The sequence below is a fragment of the Tardiphaga sp. P9-11 genome, assembly GCF_008329525.1.
Taxonomy (GTDB): Bacteria; Pseudomonadota; Alphaproteobacteria; order Rhizobiales; family Xanthobacteraceae; genus Tardiphaga.
The window spans coordinates 164787-189889 of the sequence record NZ_NPKQ01000010.1; the positions used below are offsets into that span (position 1 = coordinate 164787).

The following is a 25103-nucleotide window of genomic DNA, read 5'->3' on the forward strand; positions in this document are numbered from 1 at the left end:
TAAGATCGAACTTTTCTATGCGCCGACATCGCCTTATGTCCGCAAGGTCATGGCCTGTGCGATCGAACTCGGGATCGCCGACCGTATCGCGAAGCTGCCCAGTGCCGCGCATCCGTTAAAGCGCGATGTGCGGATCGCGGGTTTCAATCCGCTGGCCAAGGTGCCGGCCGCCCGGCTTGCCGACGGCACGCTGCTGTTCGACAGCCGGGTGATTTGCGAATATCTCGACGACCTCGGACACGGCGCGCTGTTTCCGCGCGGGCCTGAGCGTTGGAAGGTGCTCACCGAGCAGGCGCTCGGCGATGGCCTGCTCGATGCTGCGCTGCTCACGCGTTACGAGAATACGTGCCGGAGCGACGAGATCAGATCGGCGGAGTGGATCGATGGTCAGATGACCAAGATCGCCGCCGCGCTGGATGAGATGAACAAGACCGTTGCCGTGTTCGGCGCACGCATCAACATAGGCAGCCTCACCATAGCCTGTGCGCTCGGCTATCTGGATTTCCGTTTTGCGTCCTACGACTGGCGCACGTCACGACCGGCGCTGGCCGACTGGTTCGCAATCACGTCACAGCGGCCGTCAATGCGGGATACGTTTCCGACTGAGGGATAATTCTGTCGTCAGCTTTCGGCCTCGACCCAGTTCAGCGTCATCCGCATGGCATGGGTATGTCGGGCTTCGATCAACCATTGGTCTTCGCGATAGCAGATCGAGCGCAACAGGCTCTCGATGGCGAAGGAGGCGAAAAACCGGGGCGTGATCTGTTCGACCTCGATGGGGCCGAGCGGAAAAGCGACTATCGACGCCGCCTTGAGGTGGCTGTCGTTGGGACGAGGTTCTGAGGCGCGCAGCAGATTGAGCGTCTCCAAGGCGATGGATTTTTGACCGGGCATCGGGGCATTCTGCCGAAAAGCTTTAACCTGCCAGCCAGTGCTTAATTTTTCGTGGAACCGAGCGCCGCGCCGCTCAGGCGGCCAGATGAAAATCGGAAATCTGCACACGATTCCGACCCGCGGCCTTGGCCTGGTAGAGCGCAGCATCAGCCCGGCCGAGCAAGACCTGCAGCGTTTCAGGTTCAGAGGACCGGATCGCGATCCCCACGCTGACCGTGGCGTGGATAACGCCGGCGGAGGTCGGGAAGATCTGGGCTTCCAGCGTCGATCGAATACGCTCGGCGACCCCGGCTGCCGCTTTTGGGCTCGACGCGGACAGGACGATGCAGAATTCCTCACCGCCCAGTCGCGCGGCAACATCTTCGGCGCGAATGTTCGAGAAGATGACCTCGGCAAAGGCCCGCAGCACGCGGTCGCCGGCGGCGTGACCGAATTGATCATTGATCGTTTTGAAGTGATCGAGATCCATCACCAGAATTGCAGTGTTGGACGGTGTCTCCGTTGCGGTTTTGCCAAACAGTGCGCGCCGATTGAGCAGGCCCGTCAAGGGGTCGGTCATTGCATCGGATTTATGCCGGTTCGACGTCCGGATCTGGTTGATTGTCAGCGACAACGCGCCGATCCCGGTCAGGCCTACGATCACCATCAGTGAATTGAACTGTTCTGCCCAATTCATCGGTCGATCGGTCAGCACGAATTGCCCGGTACGCCAGAGTTCGGCGCCGCAAGCGGCGAACGACGCCGCCGTGACGAAATAGAGCAACGCATTTGCGACCATCAGGAATGGGGCTTCGGCGCGCGCGCGCCAGTACTGCGCAGCCGAGAGAGCAACCAGAAGGCCGGTACCGAAATTCGCCGCCATTGTGCCGGTGCCGGTATAGCCAAGCGCAAAGCTAATCACCGTCGGAACGATTCCCGCGGTGGTGACGAGGGCAGCGCGGATCCAATAGGCCTGGTTCGAGCAGAATTGCGTGGTGCCCGCATAGATCAGCCCGAAGCCCGTAAGCAGCAATATGAATGCGGCGAGCTGCAGTCTCGAATCATACTGATCGAAGCCTGCATAGATCACGACGGCAACGACCGTGGTCGCGAGACCTATCGACCATGTCAGCAGATAGGTCTCGGATCGCGCGACGAGCCAGGTTGCGAGTAATGTGAGTGCGAGCGCGGCGCTTGAGAGTCCGATCGCTGCGAAGATGGAGGACTGATCTAGCAACATGATATCCGAACGTGGTGCAATTTATTCGATGCGCAATAAGCAGCACCCACTTACCACCGATCGGGGCCGGAGCCACCCGTTTTGTATGGTCAGTAAAGCGTTACGAGGCCTCATGCGGTGGGATATCCGGAAGTCGCAAAGCCCATGCCTTACGACGATTTGTGCCGGAACGAGACGCAGTGATCGGCGTTCTCCTGATGGGCATCACAGAGGGTTGAACATGAAAAAGATTCTGGCAACGGCGGCAGCGGCATTGGTGATCGCGAGCTTCTCGGCGACGGCGGCGTCTGCGAAGAAAGTCCATCGTGGTTACAAGGCGCACCACGGATATTACGGGTCCTATGGCCAGATGCGGGGGCCGGCGATCTTTCGTGGCAACGCTGCAATGAGTGGCAATCACGGCAATTCGGCTTATGGCAGCAACTCGCTCGGCCATATCAAGGGCGGCAATATCGGCGGTGGCAAGTAGGGCGACATTACATCAGCGAAGGCGAGATCGATCGCTTCAATGCGACCGATCTCGTTAACGTCTTTCTGATGCCTTGGTGGTATTTGGCCGTACCGCAACTTGCAGTTCAGGTTCGTTATGCTTCCCGATGGCCGCTATTCGGCATGGTTTCGAATTCCCGAGAAAGAAGGCATGGGCATTATCACGCTCGCCGATGGCCAATTGTCAGGCGGCGACACGGTGATTGCCTATAGCGGCTCGTATGTTCAGACCGGCGATGCTTTCACCGCAACGATTGCAACTCGCCGACATGCGGAGGGGCAGCCAGCGATCTTCGGCATCGATGAAGTCGAGATTGATCTAGTCGGGACATCCAAAACCACGACGGCGTCCTGCACAGGAGTGGTCAAGCAACGGCCCGGCGTACCATTTGAGGTCGTGCTGGTGCGCATGGAAGGCTAGGCTTCCGGTCTATTCGCGCAACTCGTATTGATGTCGCAACAGCTGAACCATGTCCTGGACCCGCTGGCGCCACGCAGCTGCGTCAGGCACCGCGCCGGCGGGCGGCGTGATGCGTAACATCGCGTTCCATGGGCGCGTGCCATAGACGACCACCTCGAAGCCGGCTGTCGGACAGCCATCGATACCCTTTAGCGCGCGCAGGATCACATCCGCGATTTCCGAGCGGCCAAGCGTGCGGGTGCTTTCGACCGCAAGTTGCGGCTCCAGCGACGCCGCCGGGTTCTCCTCTGCGACGACCGGATCGAAACCATCTCTGGCGTCCGAGTCTGGCTCAGGCCTGATCGGTTCGGGGTCACCCGGCCTTTTCATGAGTCGATCGACCAGACCGAGCAGGCCTCGATCGCGTTGGGGCGTTTCTTTCACGTCTGCAATCCAATACCAGCGGCGATATGCGATCTCACATCTTCCGCAGGACGTTGTCGACGGGTCCCAGGCGAGTTGCGGTGCACAAATGCGCTGCGGGTTGGCTTTGTCGCAAAAGTTTCATCCGCGGCCTATAGTGGGGGCGTCACGCATTCCCCTCAGACTTCGATGCGCCGGCCTTAACGCCTGCGTCAGGATGGAGACGATCGCCGTGAAACCGTTCCGCTTGGTATTTGCTCTGGCCGCGCTGGTCGCCGTCGCATCGCAGCCCGCCCGTGCCGCGGACGTCATCTGCTACAACTGTCCGCCGGAGTGGGCCGATTGGGCCTCGATGATCAAGGCGGTGAAGACCGATCTCGGCATCGAGATGCCGCATGATAACAAGAACTCCGGCCAGGCGCTGGCGCAGATCCTCGCCGAGAAGGCCAATCCGGTCGGCGATATCGGCTATTTCGGCGTTACCTTCGGCATGAAAGCCAAGGCGCAGGATGCACTTGAGCCTTACAAGCCCGCGGGCTGGGATCAGGTTGATGCTGGCCTGAAGGACTCCGAAGGCTACTGGACCACGATCCATTCGGGCACGCTCGGCTTTTTCGTCAACAAGGATGCGCTCGGCGGCAAGCCGGTGCCGAAGTGCTGGAAGGATCTCGCCAAGCCCGACTACAAGGGCATGGTCGGCTATCTCGATCCGACGTCGGCCGCCGTCGGTTATGTCGGCGCTGTTGCGGTCAATCTCGCGCTCGGCGGCACCGACCAGAATTTCGATCCGGCCATCGCCTTCTTCAAGGAGATGAAGAAGAACGACGCGATCGTGCCGAAGCAGACGTCTTATGCCCGCGTCGTCTCCGGCGAGATGCCGATCCTGCTGGACTATGATTTCAATGCCTATCGCGCCAAGTATTCCGAGAAGGGCAGTTTCGAATTCGTCATTCCCTGTGAAGGCTCGGTCGTGTTTCCCTATGTGGTCGGTCTGGTGAAGAACGCGCCCCATAAGGACAAGGCCAAGAAGGTCATGGATTATCTGCTATCCGACAAGGGCCAGGCGATCTGGACCAACGCCTACCTCCGTCCGGCCCGCAAGATCGAACTGCCGGAAGGCGTGAAGGCCAAATTCCTGCCGGACAGCGAATATGCCCGCGCCAAGAGCGTGGACTGGGGCAAGATGGAGCTGGCGCAGAAAGGGTTCAGTGACCGCTATCTCGCCGAAGTCCGTTGATGCACAATGGTGCCCCGGCGGGGGCAGGGGCACCATAGTTTCATGTCGCATCGCAATTTCATCTGGATCTGCCTGCTGCCGCTCGTGGTGGTGACAGCAGCCTTCTTCCTCTTGCCGATGGCGCAATTGCTCGCCGTCGGTGCCGGTGGATCGCGCGGCATGTCCGCCTATCTCGCGATCATTACAGAACCGCGCTATCGTGCCACGCTCATCAATACAGTCGTACTCGCTGCGGCGACGACCATCGCCACGCTGGTGATTGCCACGATTGCGGGCCTGTTCCTGCAGCGTCACCGCTTCCCCGGCCGTGCCGTCCTGATCGCCATGCTGACATTCCCGCTGGCATTTCCCGGCGTCGTGGTCGGCTTTCTGATTATTCTGCTGGCCGGACGTCAGGGCCTGATCGGCGCCATCACCGCCGCGGTGACGGGCGAGAAAGTCGTATTCGCCTATTCGATCTTCGGTCTGTTTCTCGGCTATCTCTATTTCTCGATCCCGCGCGTGATCCTCACGGTGATGGCTGCGGTTCAGAAACTCGATATCGGGCTGGAGGAGGCGGCGCGTTCGCTCGGTGCGAGCCCGTGGGCGGTTCAGCGCGATGTGGTGCTGCCTGCGCTCGGGCCGGCCTTCGTCGCCTCGGGCGCGATCGCCTTCGCGACGGCGATGGGCGCGTTCGGCACAGCCTTCACGCTTGCGACCAACATCGATGTGCTGCCAATGCTGATCTATACGGAGTTCACATTGGCGGCGAATTTCGCGATCTCGGCGGCGCTCTCCATCGGACTCGGCGTGATCGCCTGGGCGATCCTCGCGCTGGCCCGCTCAATGAGCGGCGGCGCTGTCGCGGCAGCGGGGTGAGCCGATGCGCGACCGTCTGATCTTCGCTGGCCAGCTCGGCTTCACACTGCTCGTCGCGGCGTTCCTCGTCGTGCCTGTTGTGCTGTCGATTTCCGCCGGCGTCACAGTCAATTACTTTCGCGGCATCCAGTCGGGCGTCACACTGCAATGGGTCGTGCAGGTCTGGAACCTCTATGCTGGCGAAATCGGGCTGTCGTTTCTGATCGCCTTCGCGACCCTGGCGGTGACGCTGGTTGTCGGCGTGCCCGCGGCCTATGGACTACACGTGAAGGGCGGGAGGTTGTCGCGCGTGATCGAGGAGATCATCACGCTGCCGCTGGCGATTCCCGGCCTCGCGATCGCGCTGGCGCTGCTGTTGACCTATGGCGGCTTCGGTGGCTTCAGGCAGTCGTGGCTGTTCATCCTCACAGGCCATGTGGTCTTTACGATGCCCTTCATGGTGCGTTCGGTGATGGCGGTGTTCGCTTCGGTGGACATCAAGACGCTGGACGAGGGGGCTGCCTCGCTCGGCGCCTCGCCATGGACGCGGTTCTGCAATGTGATCGTGCCGAATGCGATGCCGGGCATTCTCGCGGGATCGCTGATGGTGGTGACGCTGTCGCTCGGCGAGTTCAATCTGACCTGGATGCTGCACACGCCGCTGACCAAGACGCTGCCGGTCGGCCTTGCCGATAGTTACGCCTCGATGCGGCTCGAAGTGGCATCCGCCTATACACTGATCTTTTTCATCATGATTGTGCCCCTTCTGGTGGCGATGCAGATGTTTGCCGAGAAGGGCGAAAAGAAATGAGCGGGATTGCGGGCCACGGTGCGGCCGTTCATATCGAGAACTGCGGCAAGACCTTTCCGGACGGCACGCAGGCGCTGGCGCCGGCTTCACTCGATATCGTGTCAGGCGAGACGCTGGTTCTGCTCGGCCCTTCCGGTTGCGGCAAGACCACCATGCTGCGGATCATCGCCGGTCTGGAGAAGCCCGATGCGGGCGGCCGTGTGCTGTTCGACAAGACCGACATGACCGCGGTGCCGATCGAGCAGCGCCATGTCGGCATGGTGTTCCAGTCCTATGCGCTGTTTCCCAACATGACGGTGGCCGAGAACATTGGCTACGGGCTGAAGATTCGCGGCGTTGACAAGGCCGCACGCGCGGCGCGTGTCGCCGAGATGGTGGCGCTGACCAATATCGGCGGGCTCGAAAACCGCCGTATCGACCAGCTCTCCGGCGGCCAGCGTCAGCGCGTAGCTTTGGCGCGCGCGGTGGCCGTGCGTCCACGGGTGCTGCTGCTGGATGAGCCGTTGACCGCGCTTGATGCGTCGCTGCGCGACCGGCTGCGTAGTGAACTCAATAGCCTGCTGCGTTCGCTCGGGATTACCGCGATCTACGTGACGCACGACCAGGCCGAAGCGATGGAACTCGGCGATCGCATTGTGGTGATGCGCAAGGGCGCCATCGCGCAGATCGGCACGCCGCGCGAGATCTATTTTGCTCCCCAGAACCGTTTCGTCGCGGAGTTCGTCGGCGCCGCCAATATCGTCGAGGGACCGGTGAGCGACGGTCGGCTGACGTTGCCCGGTGGCTGGCTGGCGCTCGATGACGCCGTCGACAACGCTGCGGCAGTGGCGATGATCCGGCCGGAGACCATCGGAGTTGTCGCCGAGGCGGACGCCTTCCTGCGCGGTACGGTCGAAAGCGTCGCCTTTATCGGAGATCGCGAGCGTCTCGTGGTGACGGGTGCGGCGAACAAGCCGTTGACGGTGGACGCGCCGAACACCATCAATGTGCGTGCAGGGGAGCGCGTCGGCCTGTCGGTCACGCCTCAAGCGGTTCGCGTGTTGCCGAAAGAAGACTGATGTCGAAGCCCAAGCCCACCATCATCGCGCAGATCTCCGATCTGCATATCAAGGCGCCGGGCGAGCTGGCCTATGGCAAGGTCGACACGGCCAGGGCGCTGGAGTGCTGTGTGGCCGAGCTGAACGCGCTCGAACCGCGGCCTGATCTGGTGGTGATCTCCGGCGATCTCGTCGATACGCCGACGCCGGAGGAATACGAGCATCTGTGGCGTTTGCTGGCTCCGCTCAAGATCCCGTTCATCGGCGTGCCCGGCAATCACGACGCCCGCGACATGATGCGCGCGGCATTTCCCGATTGGGCCTATGCGAAATCATCGGGGCCGCTCGATCAGGCGCGGACGGTCGGCCCGCTCGATATCATCCTGCTGGACTCGCATGTCCCGGGAAAGCCGCATGGCACGCTGGAAGCGGCAACGCTGGAGTGGCTGGATGCCACGCTGGCATCATCGCGCGAGCGGCCGGCGTTGTTGTTCCTGCATCATCCGCCATTCCGCACCGGTATCACGCACATGGACGTGCAGGACCTGTTCAATGCGGATGAGCTCGCTGCCATCGTCCGCAAACATCCGCGCGTCCAGATCGTCGCCGCAGGGCACGTTCATCGTGCGACGCTAACGACATTCGCCGGGACCACGGCGACCATTTGCCCGGCGCCGAACCATGCGGTCGATCTCGACATCGCCGAATTGCGCCCGCCCTCGTTTCGTGTCGAGCCGCCCGCTTTCCACCTGCATGTCTGGTTTCCGGATGGCGAGGAGGGCGGCCATCTGGTCACGCATCAGGTGCCGATCGGCGACTTCGACGGCCCGCATCCGTTCTTCGGCGCGGATGGGAAATTGCTGTAGCCTCACCACGTCCTTCCGGGGCGCGAGGGAGGTTTGGCGGTCGCGAGCCCGGAATCTCGATGTGCGAGCTAACCGGCGGTTCAACTATGTCGAGATTCCGGGTTCGCGCGCGAAGATGCGCGCGCCCCGGAATGACAGGTAGTTACACGACCGCATTAGCGGCGATCAGACTGCGATAGAATTCGGCTGACAGCTTCGGCGTACGCTTCTGCGTTTCCAAATCGACGTGATACAGCCCGAAACGTTTTTCATAGCCATCCGACCATTCGAAGTTATCCATCAAGCTCCAGTGGAAGTACCCTTCTACGGGGATGCCTTCCGACGTCGCGCGCTGCAGATGCGTGAGATAGTTCCTGAGATACATGACGCGGTCGAGATCGTGGATCTTGCCGTCGCCGGCCGGTTGGTCGGCAGCGGATGTACCGTTCTCGCTGATATAGATCTGCTTGACGTTCCAGACCTTGGCGACGTTGCGGGGCGCCCAATACAGCGCTTCCGGCCCGATCCGCAGCCAGTCCGAATCCATGCGCGGGAACGAGGTCGGGAACGGCACCAATGCGAAGCCGTTTTGATCCCCACTCGCCACCACATAATATTGCGGCATGTAGACGTTGAGACCGACGAAATCGACGCGGGAAGAAATGATCTTCAGTTCTTCGGCGGTGAAGCTCGGCGCATTCTTGCCGGCATAGGCGAGAAACGCATCGGTGTATCTGCCTTCGAGGATGACGGTCATGTAGCCGCCATTCATCTCGCGCGTTGCAATTTCGGCTGCGCGGATATTGGCCGGCGTCTCAATGGCCGGAACGCAGGATGCGACATTCTCGGCAACGCCGACCTTGGTGTCGGCACGTCCATTGGCGCGGATCGCTTGCACAGCCATGCCATGGCCCAGTGCGACGTGATGCCGAACCTGGTTGAGCTGCGGCTGTGGCAGCTTCAGGCCGGGCGCGAGCTCGACCGGGCCGCGGCCATAGCCGAAATCCACGAAGGTCCCGCATTCATTGATGGTGAAGATGTTTTTGACGCGGTCGGTGATGCGCTGCGCAACATGGCCGGCATAGTCGCCGAACGCCTTCGATGTATCTGATGACGCCCAGCCGCCGATGCGATCCTGCAGCGGCTGCGGCAGATCCCAGTGATACAGGGTGGCGTATGGCTCGATGCCATTGGCCAATAACTCGTCGATGAGGCGGTTGTAGAAATCGAGCCCTTGCGGATTGGGCGTGCCCACGCCGGTCGGAAACACGCGCGACCATGACATGGAGAAGCGATAGGCCTTGGCGCCCAGCGCCTTCATCAGTTGGACGTCTTCCTTGTAGCGCTGGAAATGATCCACCGCGTGGTCGCCATTGCCGCCGCCGCGGATCTTGTTCTGCGTATGCGAATAGCTGTCCCAGATTGAGGGGCCGCGGCCTTCGGCCGCGACGGCACCCTCGATCTGATAGGCTGACGTTGCGGTGCCCCAGACGAAATCGGCAGGAAAACGCCGGTCGTTGGCAAGCGGTGCCGGTGTGGCCGAGGCTATTTGAGCTTCGGCCTTCCCAGGCGGGACGGCGAGGCCGGCGGCGAGCGCGCCGGCCGCTCCGGCAAAATCGCGACGCGTGAAACGATGGGACACCAGATCTCCTGCTAGTCCGGGACGCGACGGTCAGTCGTCATGCGGCTCATGATAGTTCTCTGCGCCGCCTTTCCAATAGCCTGACGCCTTGACCCACGCCTTGGGATGCTGGCGCTCGTCGACGAGAATCTTGCGGAGGCGCTTGGCGACTTCGGATTCCGCGGCGATGAAGGCGTAGCCGTCTCCAACGGGAAGTTTGAGGCTGCGCAAAGCATCTTCCATCAGGGTGGTCGACCCGGCGCTCTGCTGGCCACGATGGAGCCAGTTGATCGTGACGGACGCTTTGGATGTGAAGACCTGTTCCTCGGCCACATCGGCGACTTCTGCGATCACGATGGCCCGTGTGGCAGGACGCAGTTCTTCAAGTCGGCGACCGATGGCGGGCAGGGCAGTTTCGTCGCCGATCAGCAGGTACCAGTCGAAGTCGTCCGGCACCACGAACGAGCCGCGCGGGCCGCCGATACCGACTTTATCGCCCGGCTTCGCCTGGGTGGCCCAGGTCGTGGCAGGCCCCGCATCATGAATGGCGAAATCGATGTCGAGTTCTTTCGCGGCTTCGTCATAGCGCAGCGGCGTGTAGTCCCGCGCGATTGGCCGCGCGCTCTCATCGACCAGCACACGGCCTTCGCTGAAGACGGGCATCAAGGGCTCGGCTTCGCCGGGGCGCGGGAAGAACACCTTGACGTGGTTGTCATAGGACGCGCTCACGAAGCCTTCGAGGTCGTCACCGGTGAGGGTGATGCGCTTCATGTACGGCGTCACCGACGTCACGTGCTTGACGGTCAGCAGACGGCGCTTCAACTCGTGGCGAACGCGCGTGATGCGATGAAGGTCGTTGGAAATGGTACCTGCAGATGTGTCGGTCATGTGGATTCCCGGGGAATCCAGATCGGCCTGTTTGACGCGGGGTCGCGCAGGTCGAGCCTGGATCAGGTTCGATCGGCGCGTTGGTTCACGTTAACGCTTACGTGCGGCCTCGCCGAGACAGCAATCACGGCAGAGGTAGCGAAACGTCCTTTTACGTGCAAGGCCGGGATTGTCGCACGCGCCGCACGATGGCGTGAGGCCGGAAGCGTTCTAAACTGGCGGATATCACCGCATGGACATTGCGGCCTTTCCGGGGGAGAACCGTTCCGGATGTGGCGGCGTGCCCCCTGAATCATTGAACGAGATAGAAGTGATGAGCACTGAAGCAAAGTCTGCCACGCGCGTGGCCATTGTGGGCCTCGGCCCGATCGGCCGCAAGGTGGCCGAAGCCCTGGATCGCGGCATCGATGGCCTGGTTCTGGCGGCGGTCGCCGTGCAGAATCCGGAGAAGCATCAGGCGTTCCTGGCTGGTCTCGGCAAGGCGCCGCCGGTGCTGCCGATCGCGGATCTCGTGGATGTCGCCGATATCGTGATCGAATGTGCGCCCGCAGCGTTGCTGCCCGAGATCGTCAAGCCTTTCGTCAGCAAGGGCAAGACCGCGATCGTGCTGAGCGCTGGAGCGCTGTTGTTCAACGACGATCTCGTCGTGCTGGCCAAGGCAAATGGCGGCCAGATCGTGGTGCCGACCGGGGCATTGATCGGGCTCGATGCCGTGACCGCTGCCGCCGAGGGCAAGATCTCGTCAGTGAAGATGGTGACGCGCAAGCCGGTGAAGGGCCTCGCCGGCGCGCCCTATATCGTCGAGAACAACATCGACATCGAGAGCATCACCGAACCGATGAAGATTTTCGAGGGCACGGCGCGCGAGGCCGCCAAGGGCTTCCCGGCCAATCTCAACGTTGCCGTCGCGCTGTCGCTGGCGGGCGCGGGCCCCGACGCCACAACGCTGGAAATCTGGGCCGATCCGGCGCTGACGCGCAACGTCCATCGCGTCGAAGTGGATTCGGACTCTGCGCGGTTCTCGATGCAGATCGAAAACATCCCGTCAGAGAACCCGAAGACCGGTCGTATCACGGCGCTGTCGGTGATTGCCTATCTGCGCAAGCAGCGTGCGGCATTGCGGGTCGGGACCTAAACCCGCCCCACATTTGGCCAGAGGCTACTGGCCTTTTTCGATCTGCTGCGCGGTCTCGATGGCTTTCTCGACGCCCTGGGTCCGCGCAATTCTGGCGAGCTCGCAGCCCTCGCAATAGCGGCGATCCTTGTAGTCCACCCAGTTATGGGCGAACACGCGCTCGTTCGGGATGTCGTAGCGGACCTGCAACACGCGGACCAGCACACGCCATGCCGCAATCTGGGCGTCGGTGGGCGGCTTGCGCACATTGGGATAATTGCCGACGAATTCGATGCCGATCGACGAGTCATTGTCGATCTGCTGATAGGTCGATGAATTATCGATATACTTGTTGTCGTTGCGATTGCCGTCGCGCAGATGGTTGGGCACGGCCCATTCGGCGGTGGACCAGTAGGCCGTCCCGTCGGTCTCGACCCAGATCGTCACGCCCTTGCGGTTCTGTCGCTGCATCTGCGCCACGGCATTGCTGAATGCCGAACCGACTGCGCCTTCCGATTGATGCACGACGATGTTGCGCCACTCGCGGGCGTGGCGCAGATCGGTCCAGGGCACCAGCCAGACCATGTTGAGGCCGGGAATGTCGGGGGTGCCGCGGGAGCGGGCCGCCACCTCGAAACTCGAAGGCACTTGCGCAGCCGCCGGGGTGCCGACGGTGATCAAAGCCAAAAGAGCCAGGATAGTGCGGTGGTTCATGCCCTCGATCCGAAAGCGCGCTGTCGCGCTTTCAGGAAGCTTATCCCAGCCGTTCCGGGAGTCAAACGGCTGGGTAAGGGCATACTTATGGCCCAGGCAACCTGAACGCGTGGATGCTCAGTTGAAATAGTCCGGCAAGACGAATCCGGCATAGAATTTGTCGTTGCGGATTGCGCTCTTGAACGTGTCGGAGCGATAGCCGTCGGCGATGTCCCTGGCCCATTGTGCGTCGGCATTGCCGCGTTTCACGGCGACCACGTTGGTATAGGGCTTGGTCATCTTCTCGAGCGCAAAGGCCTCGGTCAGTTTCAATCCGCTGTAGATCGCGAAATTGCCCTGTACGGCGGCGAAGTCGGCATCGCCGAGCGCGCGGGGGGCCTGCGCGTTTTCCAGCGGCACGATCTTGATGCCTTTGTTGTTTTTCACGACGTCGAGTTCGGTGACATCGACGGGGTTGTTGTCCTTGATCTCGATCCAGCCGAGGTCGCGCAGGATCCACAATGCGCGCTGCAGGTTCACGGGATCGTTGGGTACCACGACGGTTGCACCCGCCTTCACGTCCTCCGACTTCTTGTGCTTGGTCGAGTAGAGACCCATCGGCGGCGTGGGCACCGTGATGATGCCGGTGAGATCGGTCTTCTGCCGCTGGTTATAGCTATCGAGAAACACCGTGTGCTGCATCACATTGGCGTCGATGTCGTTCTTGAACACGGCGGTGTTGGCTTCGAGGCCGGTGGAGAATTCGAAGTACTTCACCTTGTAGCCCTTCTTCTTCAACTCGGGCTCAACACCGGCCTTGAAGCCGTCGATATAGGGACCCGGCACGAAGCCGATCTTGATCTCGGGTTTGGTGGCTGATTGCGCCTGGGCAGCGCTGCCCACCGAGACGAGCGCGAGCATCGCCGCGGCGAGGACGGAGAGGGTTGTCTTCATGTCAATGTCTTTCGGGAGATGTCGGAGGAGATGCGGCGCTTACTTCGGCGACCAGATTTTCACGTCGGCGGCGTTGACCTTCACCGGGATCAGGCGCTCGCCGAAGAATGCGTCAGCGATCGTCTGCTGTTCGGACAGGCCTTTCGCGGTGACAGCACCGACCTTGTAGGAGCGGTGGTTGTTGGCTTCCTCGACGGTAGCAGCGTCGATGCCCCACAGGCCCGACAGCAATTTGGCTGCGTCCTTGGGCTGCGCCTTTACCCATTTTCCGGTCTCGTCGAGCTTCTTGAAGATCACGTTCAGCACGTCGCCGCGCTTGTCGGCATAGGCGGCCGACGACAGATAGTAGCGCTTGTAGCTGGCGAGGCCGTTGCTGCCGTCGGCGAGGACGCGCGCATTGCTCTGGCGCTGCGCGCTGGTGAGGAACGGATCCCATGCCACCCAGGCATCGACATTGCCGCCGACGAAAGCGATGCGGCCGTCGGCCGGTGGCAGATAGGCCGGCTGGATGTCCTTGAAGGTGAGGCCGGCTTTGCTCAGCGCGGCGAGCAGCAGGAAGTGGCTGCCGGCGCCTTTGGTGACCGCGACCTTCTTGCCCTTGAGGTCCGCCACGGTCTTCAACGGCGACTCTGCGGGGACGACGATCGCCTGCGCGGCAGGCGAGGCGGCTTCCTCGGCGATGTAAGCGAGCTTGGCGCCGGCGGCTTGCGCGAACAGCGGCACGGTGTCGGCGACATCGGCGCCGAAATCGACATTGTTGGTGTTGATGGCCTCGAGCAGCGGCAGGCCGCTGGTGAATTCATGCCAGCTGATCTTCACGCCCAGCGGCGCCAGCGCCTTCTCCAGTTCGCCATTGGTCTTCAGCACCGCGATCAGCGTTGACGACTTCTGATAGCCGATCCGCACGGTGTCCGGTGTCTGTGCGCAGGCGAAGGAGACCGACAGCATGGAGGCTACGGCGGCTAGTTGCAGCGCCCGGGTGCGCCGGAACACGAAGCGTTCGATGAAGCGGGCGATGTGGATCGGAAGCATGTTGGAACTGCTTTGCTGATGATGTTTCGTGAGCAGCAAAGGTGCGAGAGCGGCTCGTTTCCGTCAATGAAATGGCCAACTGTAGTTCGGGGCGCGGCGATGTAGGCATGCTGCAGTGGCCTTGTCACGCAGCGGGAACGTTCTCCGCATGCCTTCCGGGTGGCTCCGGAAGAGCAGGTTATTTCTCTGCGGCGGAGATGAAGCTGCTCCCGGAGCTGACCTTCGGATTGCAAAACTTGCAGGCTAGCCGCGACCTTTGAAAGCACAATCTTCGCAAACCCGCGTAGCGTTCTGTCATCGCGTCGGCGCATCGAGCGCGGCGTCCAGATGGAGCAGGGAAGCAAGATGTCTCAGTCCAGACGAACGATCATCGGCATGGCGGCTGCGTTGTTCGCGACGGGTCTCGCGGTATCGCCGGTGGCTGCGCAGCAGCTCAAGGAAGTGCGCATCGGCTTCCAGAAGGCCGGTATTTTTCCGATCGTGAAGCAGCGCGGTACGCTGGAAGCAGCGCTCAAGTCGCGCGGCATCGCGGTGAAGTGGGTCGAGTTCCAGTTCGGGCCACCGATCCTGGAAGCCATCAACACCGGCAATGTCGACTTCGGCTACACCGGCGACGCGCCGCCGATCTTCGCGCAGGCCGCGCGTGCCAATCTGCTCTATGTCGCAGCGGTGCCGTCGGCCGGTCTCAATCAGGGCATCGTCGTGCCAGCGGACTCGCCGATCAAGACGCTGGCCGATCTGAAGGGCAAGAAGGTTGGCTTCGCCAAGGGCTCCAGCGCGCATAACACCACCGTCGCCGCGTTGGAGAAGGCCGGGCTCGCTTACACGGATATTACCCCCGTGACGCTCGGTCCTGCGGATGCGGTGGCGGCTTTTGCCGGCGGCAATATCGACGCGTGGTCGATCTGGGATCCCTATCTGGCGCTTGCCGAGAACGGCAAGGTGCGGGTGATCGCCTTCTCGAGGGACGTGCAGGAATCCAATTCCTTCTTCCTCGCGAACAAGGACTTCACGTCGAAGCATGCCGATATCGTCGCGTTGCTCAATCAGACTTTCAACGAGGAGGGTAAATGGGCGGCCGAGCATCGGGCTGAAGTGGCAACTAGCCTGCGTGAGGCGACGGGTGTCGATCAGGCCGCGACGACGCGCGCCGTGAACCGGTCCGAATATACCGTCACGCCAATCACCGACAAGATCGTCGCCACCCAGCAACAGACCGCCGACCGGTTCTTCAAACTCGGGCTGATCCCCAAGGCGGTGGATGTGAAGGAGATCGTCTGGAAGTGGACGCCGGGGTCCTGACCTCCCTCTAACTTCGCCGGGAGGCGATTAACGCTGTCACCAGGCGTCTCCCGGTGCTCTTTTGCTCCCCAGGCCCTTGAAACCGCTGCTTTTCCCCCTTTTTGTGCAGTGCGGTTGAAATGCGCGGGGAAATCAGTAGGTTGCCGCAATGGCGCCCGCGACACGCAGGCCGGCCCGTCATTCACATCTGCGCAGAAACATCGTTTTATGAACGCTCCCTTGTCCAACCCGGTCGGAGCGCCCGTGCCAATTCTCGATCAGCAGGGGCGTGCCATCATCTCCTTCGATGGTGTCAGCAAGATCTTCCCGTCGCGGAAGGATTCCGCCGAGGTGAAGGCGGTCGACAATATCGACCTCGTGGTGCCCGAGGGCGCCATCGTCGGCGTGATCGGCAAGAGCGGCGCGGGCAAGTCGACGCTGATCCGTCTCATCAACGGCCTCGAACTTCCGACCAGCGGCAAGGTCACTGTTGATGGCCTCGACATCGGATCGCTGGATGAGCGCGCGCTGCGTCAGGCGCGCCGCTCGATCGGCATGATCTTCCAGCATTTCAATCTGCTGTCGTCGCGCACCGCCTTCGACAATATCGCGCTGCCGCTGGAGATCGCGGGCACGCCGCGCAAAGACATCAAGGGGATCGTCGAGCCGTTGCTCGACATGGTCGGCCTTGCCGACAAGCGCGACCGCTATCCGGCCGAACTCTCCGGTGGCCAGAAGCAGCGCATCGGCATCGCACGCGCGCTCGCCACCAAGCCGAAGGTGCTGCTGTCGGATGAGGCCACCTCGGCGCTCGATCCCGAGACCACCGCGCAGATCATCGCGCTGCTCAGGCAGATCAATGCCGAGCTCAATCTCACCATCCTCTTCATCACCCATGAAATGTCCGTGGTGAAGAAGCTCGCGCAGCGTGTCGCTGTCATGGAAGGCGGCCAGATCATCGAGCAGGGCACGACCTACGAGATTTTCTCAAAGCCTACGCATGCGACCACCAAGCGTTTCGTCGGCGAAGTGACCGGCGGCAATGTGCCGGAATGGCTGCAAAGAAAGCTGCTGGCCGATTACGCGCCCGGCCGTCAGGCCGTGATCCGCATCGCCTTCACCGGTGCCGATGCCGACGAACCGGTGCTGTCTCGACTGACACGCACCTACGGCGTCGATTTCAACATCATGCATGGCCAGATCGAATATGTCGCCGACCATCCGTTCGGCACGCTGATCGCCTCCGTCGCGGCCGAGCCCGAGCTGCAGGCGAGACTGATCGCCGATCTCACCGCCACCTGCAACACCGTGGAGCATCTCGGCTATGTCGCCTGAACTGATCAACATGATCCTGTGGTCGACGCTGGACACGCTCACCATGGTGGCGCTGGCCGGCATCTTCGGCACGCTGGCCGGTCTGCCGCTCGGCATCTTCCTGGCGACCAGCCGGGCAGGTGAGCTGTTCCCGGCACCGAACGTCAATCGCATAGTCGGTCTTGTGGTGAATGCCACGCGCTCAACGCCGTTTATCATTCTCGTCGTCGCCATCGTGCCGCTGACGCGGCTGATTGCCGGCACCTCGATCGGCACCAGCGCCGCCGTCGTGCCGCTGACCATCGCCGCGACGCCGTTCATCGCGCGCGTTATCGAAGGCGCGATCCGCGAAGTCGATCAGGGCCTCGTCGAGGCTGCGCGTGCCTTCGGCGCGAGCCCGCTGCAGATCGTCTGGAAAGTGCTGCTGCCCGAAGCAATGCCGGCGGTGACTCTGGCGCTGACGCTCGCGACTGTCAGCCTGATTGGTTATTCGGCCATGGTCGGCGCCGTCGGCGGCGGCGGGCTTGGCGATCTCGGTATCCGCTACGGCTATCAGCGCTTCATGCCGGAAGTCATGGCGACGGTTGTCGCCGTGCTGATCTGCCTCGTGCAGGGCGTGCAGAGCCTCGGCGACTTCATCTCGCGCCGCCTCGACAAGCGCACGCGACATTCCTGAGTGGTCACCCGCATCAGCGGGTCCGCTCACACTCGTTTACTCACAATGGAAAACACAATGTCTCTTCGTCGTTACTTTCTCTCCATCCTTGCTTTCGCCGCGCTGACCGGCGCTGCGTCAGCCGAGACCATCAAGGTCGGCGTGACTCCCGGCCCGCATGCGCAGGTGCTGGAAGCCGCCAAGGCCGTCGCCGCCAAAAAGGGCCTCGACATCCAGATCGTCGAATTCTCCGACTATGTGGTGCCGAATGCGGCGCTGGAAGCCGGCGACTTGCAGGCCAATTCGTTCCAGCATCAGCCTTACCTCGACAATCAGGTGGCCGATCGCAAATACAAGATCGTTGCGGTGGGCAACACCATCAACTTCCCGATGGGCATCTATTCGAAGAAGGTGAAGACCTGGGACGAGGTGAAGAGCGGCGCGACGCTGGCGATCCCGAACGATCCGACCAATGGCGGCCGCGTGCTGATCCTGCTGCGCGACAAGGGCATCATCAAGCTGAAGGACGGTGTCGGCTTCAAGCCGACCTTGCTCGATATCACCGAGAACCCGAAGAAGCTGAAGATCACCGAGGTCGATGCCGCGCAGCTCCCGCGCACGCTGCCTGACGTCGACGTCGCAGGGATCAACACAAATTACGCGACCCAGGCGGGCCTCGATCCGGTGAAGGACGCGCTGCTCCGCGAGGACCCGAAAGGCCCTTACGCCAACATCATCGCCGTGCGCGCGGCCGACAAGGACAAGCCCTGGGTGAAGACGCTGGTCGAGAGCTATCAGTCGCCTGAGGTGAAGGCGTTCATTGAAGAGAAGTTCAAGGGCTCGGTCCTCTCGACTTGGTAAGCGACGCAATACATTCGTCATTCCGGGGCGGCCGTGCGCCTTCAGGCGAAGCCGGAATCCCGACATATTCTGCACAAAACACATCGGGATTCCCCGCCATTCCAAGTGGAATGGCCGAGGTTCGCGCTCTGCCGGCGACGCACGCCTCAGGCAAACCAAATTGGTTTGCCGAGGAATGACGAGGAGGGTGGCCCCACATCTACGGTCGGGTCGACCTGCAGCCGCGTGTTCGCACGCTATCCAATTGAACTGCATGGATAAATTTCGATGCCTGCGGGGCAGGGGATGCGACGGCGGATGAGGTTGAGACCCGCCGCGTGACGTGTTACCTGATGCCGCGCGCGGGTATAGCTCAATGGTAGAGTCACAGCCTTCCAAGCTGAGGACAGGGGTTCGATTCCCCTTACCCGCTCCACCTTCTCTCGTCGCGAAAATCGCTTACTTTTCAGTAAGTTACAAAATGTGAATCCCAAGTCAAGACGCCATCTGGCGTCTTTTTTTATTTGGGCCTGGGCGCACATCGGGCGCAACGCCGTTTAAGGCGAAAATTCCTCAGCATTTGGAGCGCCTTACAGAAAAGCATATGTAGACGCGAATTTTTGAAACGCCGAGTTTTCCCCGGATTTCTGACTTTCCGTGATCTGGAGTGTAGTTCGGTGCAATTACATCAACAGACTGGAGGGCTGATTCATGCGCCCCCACCCGGCAGTGTCGTGCTCACGCAACATCACGCCTTCACACGCGAAGCCGTTAACCTACGAGCTGCGCAACAACGCGGCTTCACATTACTCATGACCTCTATAAAACTTGAAAGCGCTATCCTTCATTCTGGAGACTGCATCGAAGCGATGCGTTTGATCCCGACGGCCTCAGTGGATGTCGTGCTTACCGATCCTCCGTATTCCAGTGGTACTCGTCGCGAAGGCGCGAAGGGCGTTCGCAAAAGCATGAACCGGGGGACATCAGATGCAGCCTGGTTCGGGTCAGATAGTTTGAGCAGCTCGATCAAATGGTCCCTCGGTCGGTGGTGGCGAGCAATGCGGATGATTTGTTTCAAGAGGCAGAGAAACGCGTTCAGAGCGCACAACAAGCATTCAACGCGAAGGCGGTTGCGGACCCTGAGCCTGAGCTGCCCTTCAAGCCCGACGAGGTCACTCAGCGGCCGGTCAATGCGGAGGGCGGCTAGGGTTGCCCCCGCTTCCCATCCGGTCAATAACCGCAGCGCGTCATCCAAAGCGAGCCCGATATCCCCATGACACAGTCGCGTTATTTCCCCGCCACCAGCGCCTGGGACAAGGTCGATCCGCGCGAGGCCGGCTACGCGCCGGACAGACTCGCTGCTGCCGTTGCGTTTGCGCAGGCGAATGAAACGCCGTGGCCGCGTGGCTTCTATTACGATGACGGCCGCTACGCGCCGAATGTGGACTGGAATGAGGTCGGGCCATGGAGCGCGGTGCTCGGGCCGGTGTGCGAGCGCGGTGGCTCTGCGGGCCTAGTGCTGCAAAATGGTCGCATGCTGGCGACGTGGGGTGAGACCGCGCGGGCGGATATGACCTTCTCCATCGCCAAGAGCTATCTCGCCGTGCTGGCGGGCATCGCGGTCGATGACGGGCTGATCGGGGATATCGACGAGCCGGTGGGTACGCGCGTGCCCGGTCCGCTGTTCGCGGATGCGCATAATGCCAGGGTCACCTGGCGGCATCTGCTGGAGCAGACCAGCGAATGGCGCGGCGAGCTGTTCGGCAAGCCCGACCAGATCGATCACAACCGTCTGGTCGCGCCGAATGCCGACAACAGCCGCAAGGGCGAGCTGCGCGAACTGCAAACGCCGGGCAGCTTCTACGAGTATAACGATGTCCGCGTGAACCTGTTGTCGCTCTGCCTGCTGAATCTGTTCAAGCGGCCGCTGCCGGATGTGCTGCGTGCGCGCATCATGGATCCGATCGGCGCGTCCAAGGACTGGGAGTGGGTCGGCTATGACAATTCCTTTGTCGAGATCGACGGCAAGCGGATGCGGTCGGTGCCGGGCGGCGGCCATTGGGGCGGCGGGATGTTCATCGGCGCGGAGGACCATGCGCGCTTCGGCCTCTTGATGGCGCGCGGCGGCGACTGGAATGGCCAACGGCTGCTGCCGCAGGCCTGGGTCGATGCGATGTGGGCGCCGTCATCGGGACTGCCAAACTATGGGTTCCTGTGGTGGCTGAACCGCGGGCCGCATGCCAACAAGGCGGCGCCGGAGACGGCCGTCTATGCGCTTGGCGCTGGCGGCAACATGATCTGGATCGACCGCGACGCCGAGATGATCGCGGTGACGCGGTGGCTCCCCAGCGCGAAGGCGCCGGAGTTCATCCGGCAGCTGATCGCGGCGCGGATCTGAGACGCTCCATATGGCGGTCGACGGCGGCGGCGATCTCGTTGGGCAATGCCAACTCGTCCAGCAGCGCGCCGCGACAGCTGTCGGGCATTGTCGACGATCACGTATGTGATGCTGTCGATGACGCCTGCGGAGTGTCGTAGCTGCGGCTGGACAACCACGAACACAGGGCGGCCGGAATTGCGCCGATCAGGCCGAGCGCCAGGGTCTGTTTGCTCGACCCGAGCAGCAGGGCCATAACCAGCACCGTTGCTCCATAGGTCAGAAGCGTCGTGATGATGACGGCAGGAATGGACGACCGGGCGGCCAGCCAGTCGAGCAGCGCGACCAGGAGTCCCGGCACGATAAAGACGAGATAGATGAGAACCGACCCTGTGCCGCTGTCCTGCGCAGCACCCGTCAGGATGTAGGTCACCACGTAGAACGCCGCCGTGGCAATCGCGGGAAACAGCAAAGGGAAAATCAGAAACCGCTTCATGACGTCGTCTCCAGAACCATTTGAGGCGTCTTGCGCTGGTCTTGGGTCGGTTCTGGACTGGTTTTCGTTCAATGGGCGACACCGGATCGGGTCATGTTTCCAGGCCGGAAACTGTGAATGAGAGCGCGGCAGTGGAGAGGGCGGACCTCACAGGCCATGCTGAGGAATGTCCGTTGGGCGCCGCATTGGATCGGAGCCCCAAAAGTGGTACCGCGCTGACAGGAACAATTGCGCCTTGCTCTGCTTGCTCAGGTGGACCGGAGAGGTTTGAACAATGACCATCATCTCGAAGAAAGTTGCTCTACTCATCCTGGTCGCCGTCGCTGAACTCGCGCTTGCTGACGCGGCATCTGCCCGAGGCGGTGGCAGCAGCTTCATGAACTCGCCGGGCTATCAGCGCCGGCTGCAGGAATCGCGCGGCTACGTGACAAACCAGTCGGGCTCGATCTTTCCAAAGCCAGCTGCGTCTGCGCCGGTCCATCGTTCACGCAAATCGCGCCACCGATAGCCGATAGCTGACTGCGGGGGAGGCGTCGCGCTTGGTTATGAACGCGCCGTGCGCGACGAAGGGGGCGGACAGACATCGATCATGTCGGCTGCACTGGTCACGAGCGGCTCACGCATTCGCCATTACGAACCGGCATGGCGTGCCGTTTCCGATGCAGGCTTATCCATGGTGCCCATCTCATCCAGCAGCGCCTGCGCCAGCCCCTTCTGCGCATCCGGCAGGCCGCGATTGCGCGCGGCTTGCTCCAGCGCGAACGTCGCTTCCATGTGAATCCGGAAATGCGCGGCGTTCTGTTCGACGCCGGTGCCTTCGGGCACCTCGCCGAACACCACGTCGTGGCAGCGCGCCACCGAGCGCGAGGTGAAGGCGCGGCAGGTCAGCGGGCGGACCTCGTAGACCGTGCAGCGATTGTCGGATCCGAGCAGCGCGCAGCGCAGGCGGAGTTTGGTCACGTCGGCAGCATCGCGTGCGGCGGCGGCCGCGGTTTCGAGCCGGGCGCGGAGCGCCTGTTGTTCGGCCGGCGTGAAATGCGTGGCGATGTGCTGCACCATGACCGTGGCGGTGCCGGGCGGAACCTGGACATAAAGGTGACAGCAGGAGGCGCAGCCGCTGGTGCAGGCATTGCCCGGCTGGTTCGGGATGTGGTCGCGAATGGCTGCGGTGGCGGCGTCCGCAATGGCGGTCGCGTCGCGCGCGGCGTCCGCGATGCTGTCCGCCTGTTCGAAGGCGATGCCATAGGCGGCGCGCAGATTGCCGAAGATGCCTTCATAGCGGCCGGACAGCGAGCGCATCAGTGCGCCCACTTCCGTGATGTTGTTCGACACGAAGTCGATGGCGTCCAGTGCGCTCATGCTGGGGTCTCGATCCGCTCCCGTCCTACGCCGCGAATCGGCGGGACGTCACGAGCAATCTGCAGCGGGAACCGGGCTTTACCGTTCAGGCGCGCGCTTTCGCCCTGGCCGGTTCCTTCTGCGGGGCCTTGGCCGGTTTCCCCATCAGCGCCATGACAGCGACCGCGACCACGCGGTCGATGATCGCCTGCACATCATTGAGGTCACACAGCCCGTCGGACATGCGCGTCAGGCGTTCGCTGTCGCGGATGGTCTGGTGCGCCATGGCCAGCGCGAAATGCAGCGCCCAGAAGATATCGACGGGATCGTGATCGGGTAGGGACCGGCGCATCGCCGCGGCGAAGCGCTTGAGGTGGTCGACCTCGCGGTTCTTGATCTTGCGGATCGGCGGCACGGATTCGATCGAAGCGCGGATCATGAAGCGCGCGGCATCCGAGCGCTGCTTCTCGGGGCCCAGGCAACCACGCAGCGTCGGGCCGACCAGCGCGGCAAAGATCGCATTGATATCTGCGCGGCCGTCGCCGGCTTCCTCTGCCGCTTTCAGTTCGCGCAGGCGCTCGCGATTGGTGGCGAGGCTGCGTGTCACGAACAGTTCGGCGATCAGTTCATCCTTGCTGCCGAAATGATAATTCACCGCAGCGAGATTGACGTCCGCCGCGGCCACGATGTCGCGCATGGTCACATCCGCAAAGCCGCGTTCGGCATAGAGCCGTTCGGCTGCGGTGATGATAGCCGTCCGTGTGTGGTCTGCTGCCATGCGATCGTCCTGATCAAAACGGTCCTTTTGCAATATGGCCCCATGCAAGTGGCGCGGACGGGGGTCATTGCATTTCAAACGCGTGTATGAAACTATCGTTTGAGCGTCGGGAAATGTCAATGTGCGCCTCATGGCATATTGCATCTGCTCAACGCCATCGCCCCCGCGCGGATCTGTGCCGCATGAGCAGAGACAAATTTGCTCTTGCGATGATCCAGCGACGGGACAACAGTGCCGCCAACAATTCTAAAAAACGCGAGGATCGCCCCATGGACTTCAATATGTCGGACCGCCAGCGCGAATGGCTCGAGCGCGTGTCCTCCTTCATGAACAAGCATGTCCGTCCGGCCGTGCCGATCTATCGCAAGCAGGACGAAGAGGGCGAGCGCTGGAAGGTGATCCCGATCGTCGAGGAATTGAAGCAGAAGGCGAAGGCCGAAGGCCTGTGGAACATGTTCATGCCGCCGTCGTCGCATGAAGACGACGAATTCCACGGTGCGGGACTGAGCAATCTGGAATATGCGCTGCTCGCCGAACAGATGGGCCATATCGGTTGGGCCTCGGAAGTCTTCAACTGCTCCGCGCCCGACACCGGCAACATGGAAGTGTTCATGCGCTATGGCTCGAAAGAGCATAAGCAGAAGTGGCTGAAGCCGCTGATGAACGGCGAGATCCGCTCGGCGTTTCTGATGACCGAGCCTGCGGTGGCTTCGTCGGATGCGACCAATATCGAGACCTCGATCGTGCGCGACGGCGACGAGTATGTCATCAACGGCCGTAAGTGGTGGTCGTCGGGCATGGGCGATCCGCGCTGCAAGATCATGATCGTGATGGGCAAGACCGATCCGAACGCGCCGAAGCACCAGGCACAGTCACAGATTCTGGTGCCTGCCGATGCCAAGGGCGTGAAGATCGAAAAGATGCTCCCCGTGTTCGGCTTCGACGATGCACCGCATGGCCATGCCCAGGTGCTGCTGGAGAACGTGCGCGTGCCCGCCAGCAACATCCTGCTCGGCGAAGGCCGCGGCTTCGAGATCGCGCAGGGCCGTCTCGGTCCGGGCCGCATCCATCACTGCATGCGCACCATCGGCAAGGCCGAGGAAGCGCTGGAGAAGATGGTGCGCCGTCTGTCGTCCCGCACCGCCTTCGGCAAGAAGATCATCGAATATTCGATCTGGGAACAGCGCATCGCCGAGGCGCGCACGGACATCGAGATGAACCGTCTGCTCTGCCTCAAGGCCGCCGACATGATGGACAAGGTCGGCAACAAGACCGCCCAACTCGAAATCGCGATGATCAAGGTCTCCGGCCCGAATATGGCGCTGAAGATCATCGACAACGCGATCCAGGCTTACGGCGCCGCCGGCGTATCCGACGATGCTGGCCTTGCCCGTGACTATGCGTCGATGCGCACCATGCGTCTCGCCGACGGTCCGGACGAAGTTCATAACCGTGCGATTGCGCGGCTTGAGCTGCGCAAGTATGCCAACGAGTCGAAGCATTAAGAAGAAAACGCTAAGCGGAGACTGA

General features: G+C 61.9%; 27 protein-coding genes and 1 tRNA gene. 17 read left to right on the forward strand and 11 right to left on the reverse strand.

The features are described from left to right. The first annotated feature begins 4 nt into the window (after positions 1-4). Entirely contained in the window at positions 5-613 is a 609-nt protein-coding gene (locus CIW50_RS24990) for a glutathione S-transferase (RefSeq protein WP_149533907.1), read from the forward strand. An 8-nt stretch (positions 614-621) separates the two neighbouring features. On the opposite strand, the gene CIW50_RS24995 is transcribed toward CIW50_RS24990, so the two are convergent. Further along, positions 622-894: a hypothetical protein gene (locus tag CIW50_RS24995; RefSeq protein ID WP_149533867.1), complete on the reverse strand. Its 273-nt coding sequence runs from the start codon at positions 892-894 to the stop codon at positions 622-624. A 73-nt stretch (positions 895-967) separates the two neighbouring features. Then, entirely contained in the window at positions 968-2113 is a 1146-nt protein-coding gene (locus CIW50_RS25000; RefSeq protein ID WP_149533868.1) for a GGDEF domain-containing protein, read from the reverse strand. 220 nt (positions 2114-2333) lie between these two features. Here CIW50_RS25000 and CIW50_RS25005 point away from each other — a divergent pair, with 220 nt between their 5' ends. Next, a complete protein-coding gene (locus CIW50_RS25005; protein ID WP_149533869.1) occupies positions 2334-2582 on the forward strand; it encodes a hypothetical protein in 249 nt (82 codons plus the stop codon). Between the two features lie 171 nt (positions 2583-2753). Next, positions 2754-3023: a hypothetical protein gene (locus CIW50_RS25010; RefSeq protein ID WP_246664454.1), complete on the forward strand. Its 270-nt coding sequence runs from the start codon at positions 2754-2756 to the stop codon at positions 3021-3023. A 9-nt stretch (positions 3024-3032) separates the two neighbouring features. Here CIW50_RS25010 and CIW50_RS25015 read toward each other — a convergent pair whose 3' ends face one another. Further along, positions 3033-3392: a hypothetical protein gene (locus CIW50_RS25015; RefSeq protein ID WP_149533871.1), complete on the reverse strand. Its 360-nt coding sequence runs from the start codon at positions 3390-3392 to the stop codon at positions 3033-3035. A 265-nt stretch (positions 3393-3657) separates the two neighbouring features. On the opposite strand from CIW50_RS25015, the gene CIW50_RS25020 reads away from it, so the two are divergent. From CIW50_RS25020 to CIW50_RS25040, 5 genes are read left to right on the forward strand one after another with little or no spacing between them, the layout of a single operon-like run. Beyond that, complete coding sequence (locus CIW50_RS25020; protein WP_149533872.1) at positions 3658-4662, forward strand: ABC transporter substrate-binding protein; 1005 nt, start codon at positions 3658-3660, stop codon at positions 4660-4662. Positions 4663-4704: 42 nt separating this feature from the next. Continuing rightward, positions 4705-5520: an ABC transporter permease gene (locus CIW50_RS25025; protein ID WP_149533873.1), complete on the forward strand. Its 816-nt coding sequence runs from the start codon at positions 4705-4707 to the stop codon at positions 5518-5520. 4 nt (positions 5521-5524) lie between these two features. Continuing rightward, positions 5525-6310, forward strand: coding sequence for an ABC transporter permease (locus tag CIW50_RS25030; protein WP_149533874.1), 786 nt, complete (start codon positions 5525-5527; stop codon positions 6308-6310). Beyond that, positions 6307-7368: an ABC transporter ATP-binding protein gene (locus tag CIW50_RS25035; protein WP_149533875.1), complete on the forward strand. Its 1062-nt coding sequence runs from the start codon at positions 6307-6309 to the stop codon at positions 7366-7368. Before CIW50_RS25030 ends, CIW50_RS25035 begins: the two co-directional genes overlap by 4 nt. After that, positions 7368-8213 carry a phosphodiesterase gene (locus tag CIW50_RS25040; protein ID WP_149533876.1) on the forward strand — a complete coding sequence of 282 codons (846 nt, stop codon included), beginning with the start codon at positions 7368-7370 and terminating at the stop codon, positions 8211-8213. The genes CIW50_RS25035 and CIW50_RS25040 overlap by 1 nt, the downstream gene beginning before the upstream one ends. 142 nt (positions 8214-8355) lie before the next feature. Here CIW50_RS25040 and CIW50_RS25045 read toward each other — a convergent pair whose 3' ends face one another. Continuing rightward, a complete protein-coding gene (locus CIW50_RS25045) occupies positions 8356-9834 on the reverse strand; it encodes a GH1 family beta-glucosidase (protein WP_149533877.1) in 1479 nt (492 codons plus the stop codon). 30 nt (positions 9835-9864) lie between these two features. Then, a complete protein-coding gene (locus tag CIW50_RS25050; RefSeq protein WP_149533878.1) occupies positions 9865-10701 on the reverse strand; it encodes a siderophore-interacting protein in 837 nt (278 codons plus the stop codon). A 313-nt stretch (positions 10702-11014) separates the two neighbouring features. Here CIW50_RS25050 and CIW50_RS25055 point away from each other — a divergent pair, with 313 nt between their 5' ends. Then, positions 11015-11836: an aspartate dehydrogenase gene (locus CIW50_RS25055; RefSeq protein ID WP_149533879.1), complete on the forward strand. Its 822-nt coding sequence runs from the start codon at positions 11015-11017 to the stop codon at positions 11834-11836. Between the two features lie 24 nt (positions 11837-11860). On the opposite strand, the gene CIW50_RS25060 is transcribed toward CIW50_RS25055, so the two are convergent. From CIW50_RS25060 to CIW50_RS25070, 3 genes are all read right to left on the reverse strand, one after another. Beyond that, positions 11861-12529, reverse strand: a complete 669-nt coding sequence (locus tag CIW50_RS25060; protein ID WP_149533880.1) for a peptidoglycan recognition protein family protein — start codon at positions 12527-12529, stop codon at positions 11861-11863. Between the two features lie 117 nt (positions 12530-12646). Further along, complete coding sequence (locus tag CIW50_RS25065; RefSeq protein ID WP_149533881.1) at positions 12647-13462, reverse strand: MetQ/NlpA family ABC transporter substrate-binding protein; 816 nt, start codon at positions 13460-13462, stop codon at positions 12647-12649. A gap of 39 nt (positions 13463-13501) precedes the next feature. Then, complete coding sequence (locus CIW50_RS25070) at positions 13502-14410, reverse strand: aliphatic sulfonate ABC transporter substrate-binding protein (RefSeq protein ID WP_149533908.1); 909 nt, start codon at positions 14408-14410, stop codon at positions 13502-13504. 429 nt (positions 14411-14839) lie between these two features. On the opposite strand from CIW50_RS25070, the gene CIW50_RS25075 reads away from it, so the two are divergent. From CIW50_RS25075 to CIW50_RS25100, 6 genes are all read left to right on the forward strand, one after another. After that, a complete protein-coding gene (locus CIW50_RS25075) occupies positions 14840-15796 on the forward strand; it encodes a sulfonate ABC transporter substrate-binding protein (RefSeq protein WP_149533882.1) in 957 nt (318 codons plus the stop codon). A 207-nt stretch (positions 15797-16003) separates the two neighbouring features. Beyond that, positions 16004-17110, forward strand: a complete 1107-nt coding sequence (locus tag CIW50_RS25080; protein WP_149533883.1) for a methionine ABC transporter ATP-binding protein — start codon at positions 16004-16006, stop codon at positions 17108-17110. Beyond that, a complete protein-coding gene (locus CIW50_RS25085) occupies positions 17100-17765 on the forward strand; it encodes a methionine ABC transporter permease (RefSeq protein ID WP_092151697.1) in 666 nt (221 codons plus the stop codon). The genes CIW50_RS25080 and CIW50_RS25085 overlap by 11 nt, the downstream gene beginning before the upstream one ends. Positions 17766-17810: 45 nt before the next feature. Further along, the gene (locus CIW50_RS25090) at positions 17811-18605 is read left to right on the forward strand and encodes a MetQ/NlpA family ABC transporter substrate-binding protein (RefSeq protein WP_502707537.1); all 795 of its coding nucleotides are present in this window, start codon (positions 17811-17813) and stop codon (positions 18603-18605) included. Between the two features lie 341 nt (positions 18606-18946). Next, positions 18947-19020: transfer RNA gene (locus CIW50_RS25095), tRNA-Gly, on the forward strand. Positions 19021-19857: 837 nt separating this feature from the next. Continuing rightward, positions 19858-20982, forward strand: a complete 1125-nt coding sequence (locus CIW50_RS25100; protein WP_149533885.1) for a serine hydrolase domain-containing protein — start codon at positions 19858-19860, stop codon at positions 20980-20982. A 97-nt stretch (positions 20983-21079) separates the two neighbouring features. Here the strand turns inward: CIW50_RS25100 and CIW50_RS25105 are convergent, their stop codons facing one another. Next, positions 21080-21457 (reverse strand): hypothetical protein, encoded by a 378-nt coding sequence (locus CIW50_RS25105; protein ID WP_149533886.1) that lies wholly within the window; start codon positions 21455-21457, stop codon positions 21080-21082. Positions 21458-21731: 274 nt separating this feature from the next. Between CIW50_RS25105 and CIW50_RS25110 the strand changes: the two genes are divergently transcribed. Then, positions 21732-21965, forward strand: coding sequence for a hypothetical protein (locus CIW50_RS25110; RefSeq protein WP_149533887.1), 234 nt, complete (start codon positions 21732-21734; stop codon positions 21963-21965). Between the two features lie 122 nt (positions 21966-22087). Here the strand turns inward: CIW50_RS25110 and CIW50_RS25115 are convergent, their stop codons facing one another. Then, positions 22088-22816: a YkgJ family cysteine cluster protein gene (locus CIW50_RS25115; protein ID WP_149533888.1), complete on the reverse strand. Its 729-nt coding sequence runs from the start codon at positions 22814-22816 to the stop codon at positions 22088-22090. Positions 22817-22901: 85 nt separating this feature from the next. Continuing rightward, a complete protein-coding gene (locus CIW50_RS25120) occupies positions 22902-23573 on the reverse strand; it encodes a TetR/AcrR family transcriptional regulator (RefSeq protein WP_149533889.1) in 672 nt (223 codons plus the stop codon). Positions 23574-23842: 269 nt separating this feature from the next. On the opposite strand from CIW50_RS25120, the gene CIW50_RS25125 reads away from it, so the two are divergent. Continuing rightward, positions 23843-25078, forward strand: a complete 1236-nt coding sequence (locus CIW50_RS25125) for an acyl-CoA dehydrogenase family protein (RefSeq protein WP_149533890.1) — start codon at positions 23843-23845, stop codon at positions 25076-25078. The last annotated feature ends 25 nt before the right edge of the window (positions 25079-25103 follow it).

Bases quoted from the DNA above. Each gene is read 5' to 3' on its own strand.
- CIW50_RS24995 (WP_149533867.1), bottom strand. From the start codon at position 894: ATGCCCGGTCAAAAATCCATCGCCTTGGAGACGCTCAATCTGCTGCGC.
- CIW50_RS25000 (WP_149533868.1), bottom strand. From the start codon at position 2,113: ATGTTGCTAGATCAGTCCTCCATCTTCGCAGCGATCGGACTCTCAAGC.
- CIW50_RS25005 (WP_149533869.1), top strand. From the start codon at position 2,334: ATGAAAAAGATTCTGGCAACGGCGGCAGCGGCATTGGTGATCGCGAGC.
- CIW50_RS25010 (WP_246664454.1), top strand. From the start codon at position 2,754: ATGGGCATTATCACGCTCGCCGATGGCCAATTGTCAGGCGGCGACACG.
- CIW50_RS25015 (WP_149533871.1), bottom strand. From the start codon at position 3,392: ATGAAAAGGCCGGGTGACCCCGAACCGATCAGGCCTGAGCCAGACTCG.
- CIW50_RS25025 (WP_149533873.1), top strand. From the start codon at position 4,705: ATGTCGCATCGCAATTTCATCTGGATCTGCCTGCTGCCGCTCGTGGTG.
- CIW50_RS25030 (WP_149533874.1), top strand. From the start codon at position 5,525: ATGCGCGACCGTCTGATCTTCGCTGGCCAGCTCGGCTTCACACTGCTC.
- CIW50_RS25035 (WP_149533875.1), top strand. From the start codon at position 6,307: ATGAGCGGGATTGCGGGCCACGGTGCGGCCGTTCATATCGAGAACTGC.
- CIW50_RS25040 (WP_149533876.1), top strand. From the start codon at position 7,368: ATGTCGAAGCCCAAGCCCACCATCATCGCGCAGATCTCCGATCTGCAT.
- CIW50_RS25050 (WP_149533878.1), bottom strand. From the start codon at position 10,701: ATGACCGACACATCTGCAGGTACCATTTCCAACGACCTTCATCGCATC.
- CIW50_RS25055 (WP_149533879.1), top strand. From the start codon at position 11,015: ATGAGCACTGAAGCAAAGTCTGCCACGCGCGTGGCCATTGTGGGCCTC.
- CIW50_RS25060 (WP_149533880.1), bottom strand. From the start codon at position 12,529: ATGAACCACCGCACTATCCTGGCTCTTTTGGCTTTGATCACCGTCGGC.
- CIW50_RS25065 (WP_149533881.1), bottom strand. From the start codon at position 13,462: ATGAAGACAACCCTCTCCGTCCTCGCCGCGGCGATGCTCGCGCTCGTC.
- CIW50_RS25070 (WP_149533908.1), bottom strand. From the start codon at position 14,410: ATGCTGTCGGTCTCCTTCGCCTGCGCACAGACACCGGACACCGTGCGG.
- CIW50_RS25075 (WP_149533882.1), top strand. From the start codon at position 14,840: ATGTCTCAGTCCAGACGAACGATCATCGGCATGGCGGCTGCGTTGTTC.
- CIW50_RS25080 (WP_149533883.1), top strand. From the start codon at position 16,004: ATGAACGCTCCCTTGTCCAACCCGGTCGGAGCGCCCGTGCCAATTCTC.
- CIW50_RS25085 (WP_092151697.1), top strand. From the start codon at position 17,100: ATGTCGCCTGAACTGATCAACATGATCCTGTGGTCGACGCTGGACACG.
- CIW50_RS25090 (WP_502707537.1), top strand. From the start codon at position 17,811: ATGGAAAACACAATGTCTCTTCGTCGTTACTTTCTCTCCATCCTTGCT.
- CIW50_RS25100 (WP_149533885.1), top strand. From the start codon at position 19,858: ATGACACAGTCGCGTTATTTCCCCGCCACCAGCGCCTGGGACAAGGTC.
- CIW50_RS25105 (WP_149533886.1), bottom strand. From the start codon at position 21,457: ATGAAGCGGTTTCTGATTTTCCCTTTGCTGTTTCCCGCGATTGCCACG.
- CIW50_RS25110 (WP_149533887.1), top strand. From the start codon at position 21,732: ATGACCATCATCTCGAAGAAAGTTGCTCTACTCATCCTGGTCGCCGTC.
- CIW50_RS25115 (WP_149533888.1), bottom strand. From the start codon at position 22,816: ATGAGCGCACTGGACGCCATCGACTTCGTGTCGAACAACATCACGGAA.
- CIW50_RS25120 (WP_149533889.1), bottom strand. From the start codon at position 23,573: ATGGCAGCAGACCACACACGGACGGCTATCATCACCGCAGCCGAACGG.
- CIW50_RS25125 (WP_149533890.1), top strand. From the start codon at position 23,843: ATGGACTTCAATATGTCGGACCGCCAGCGCGAATGGCTCGAGCGCGTG.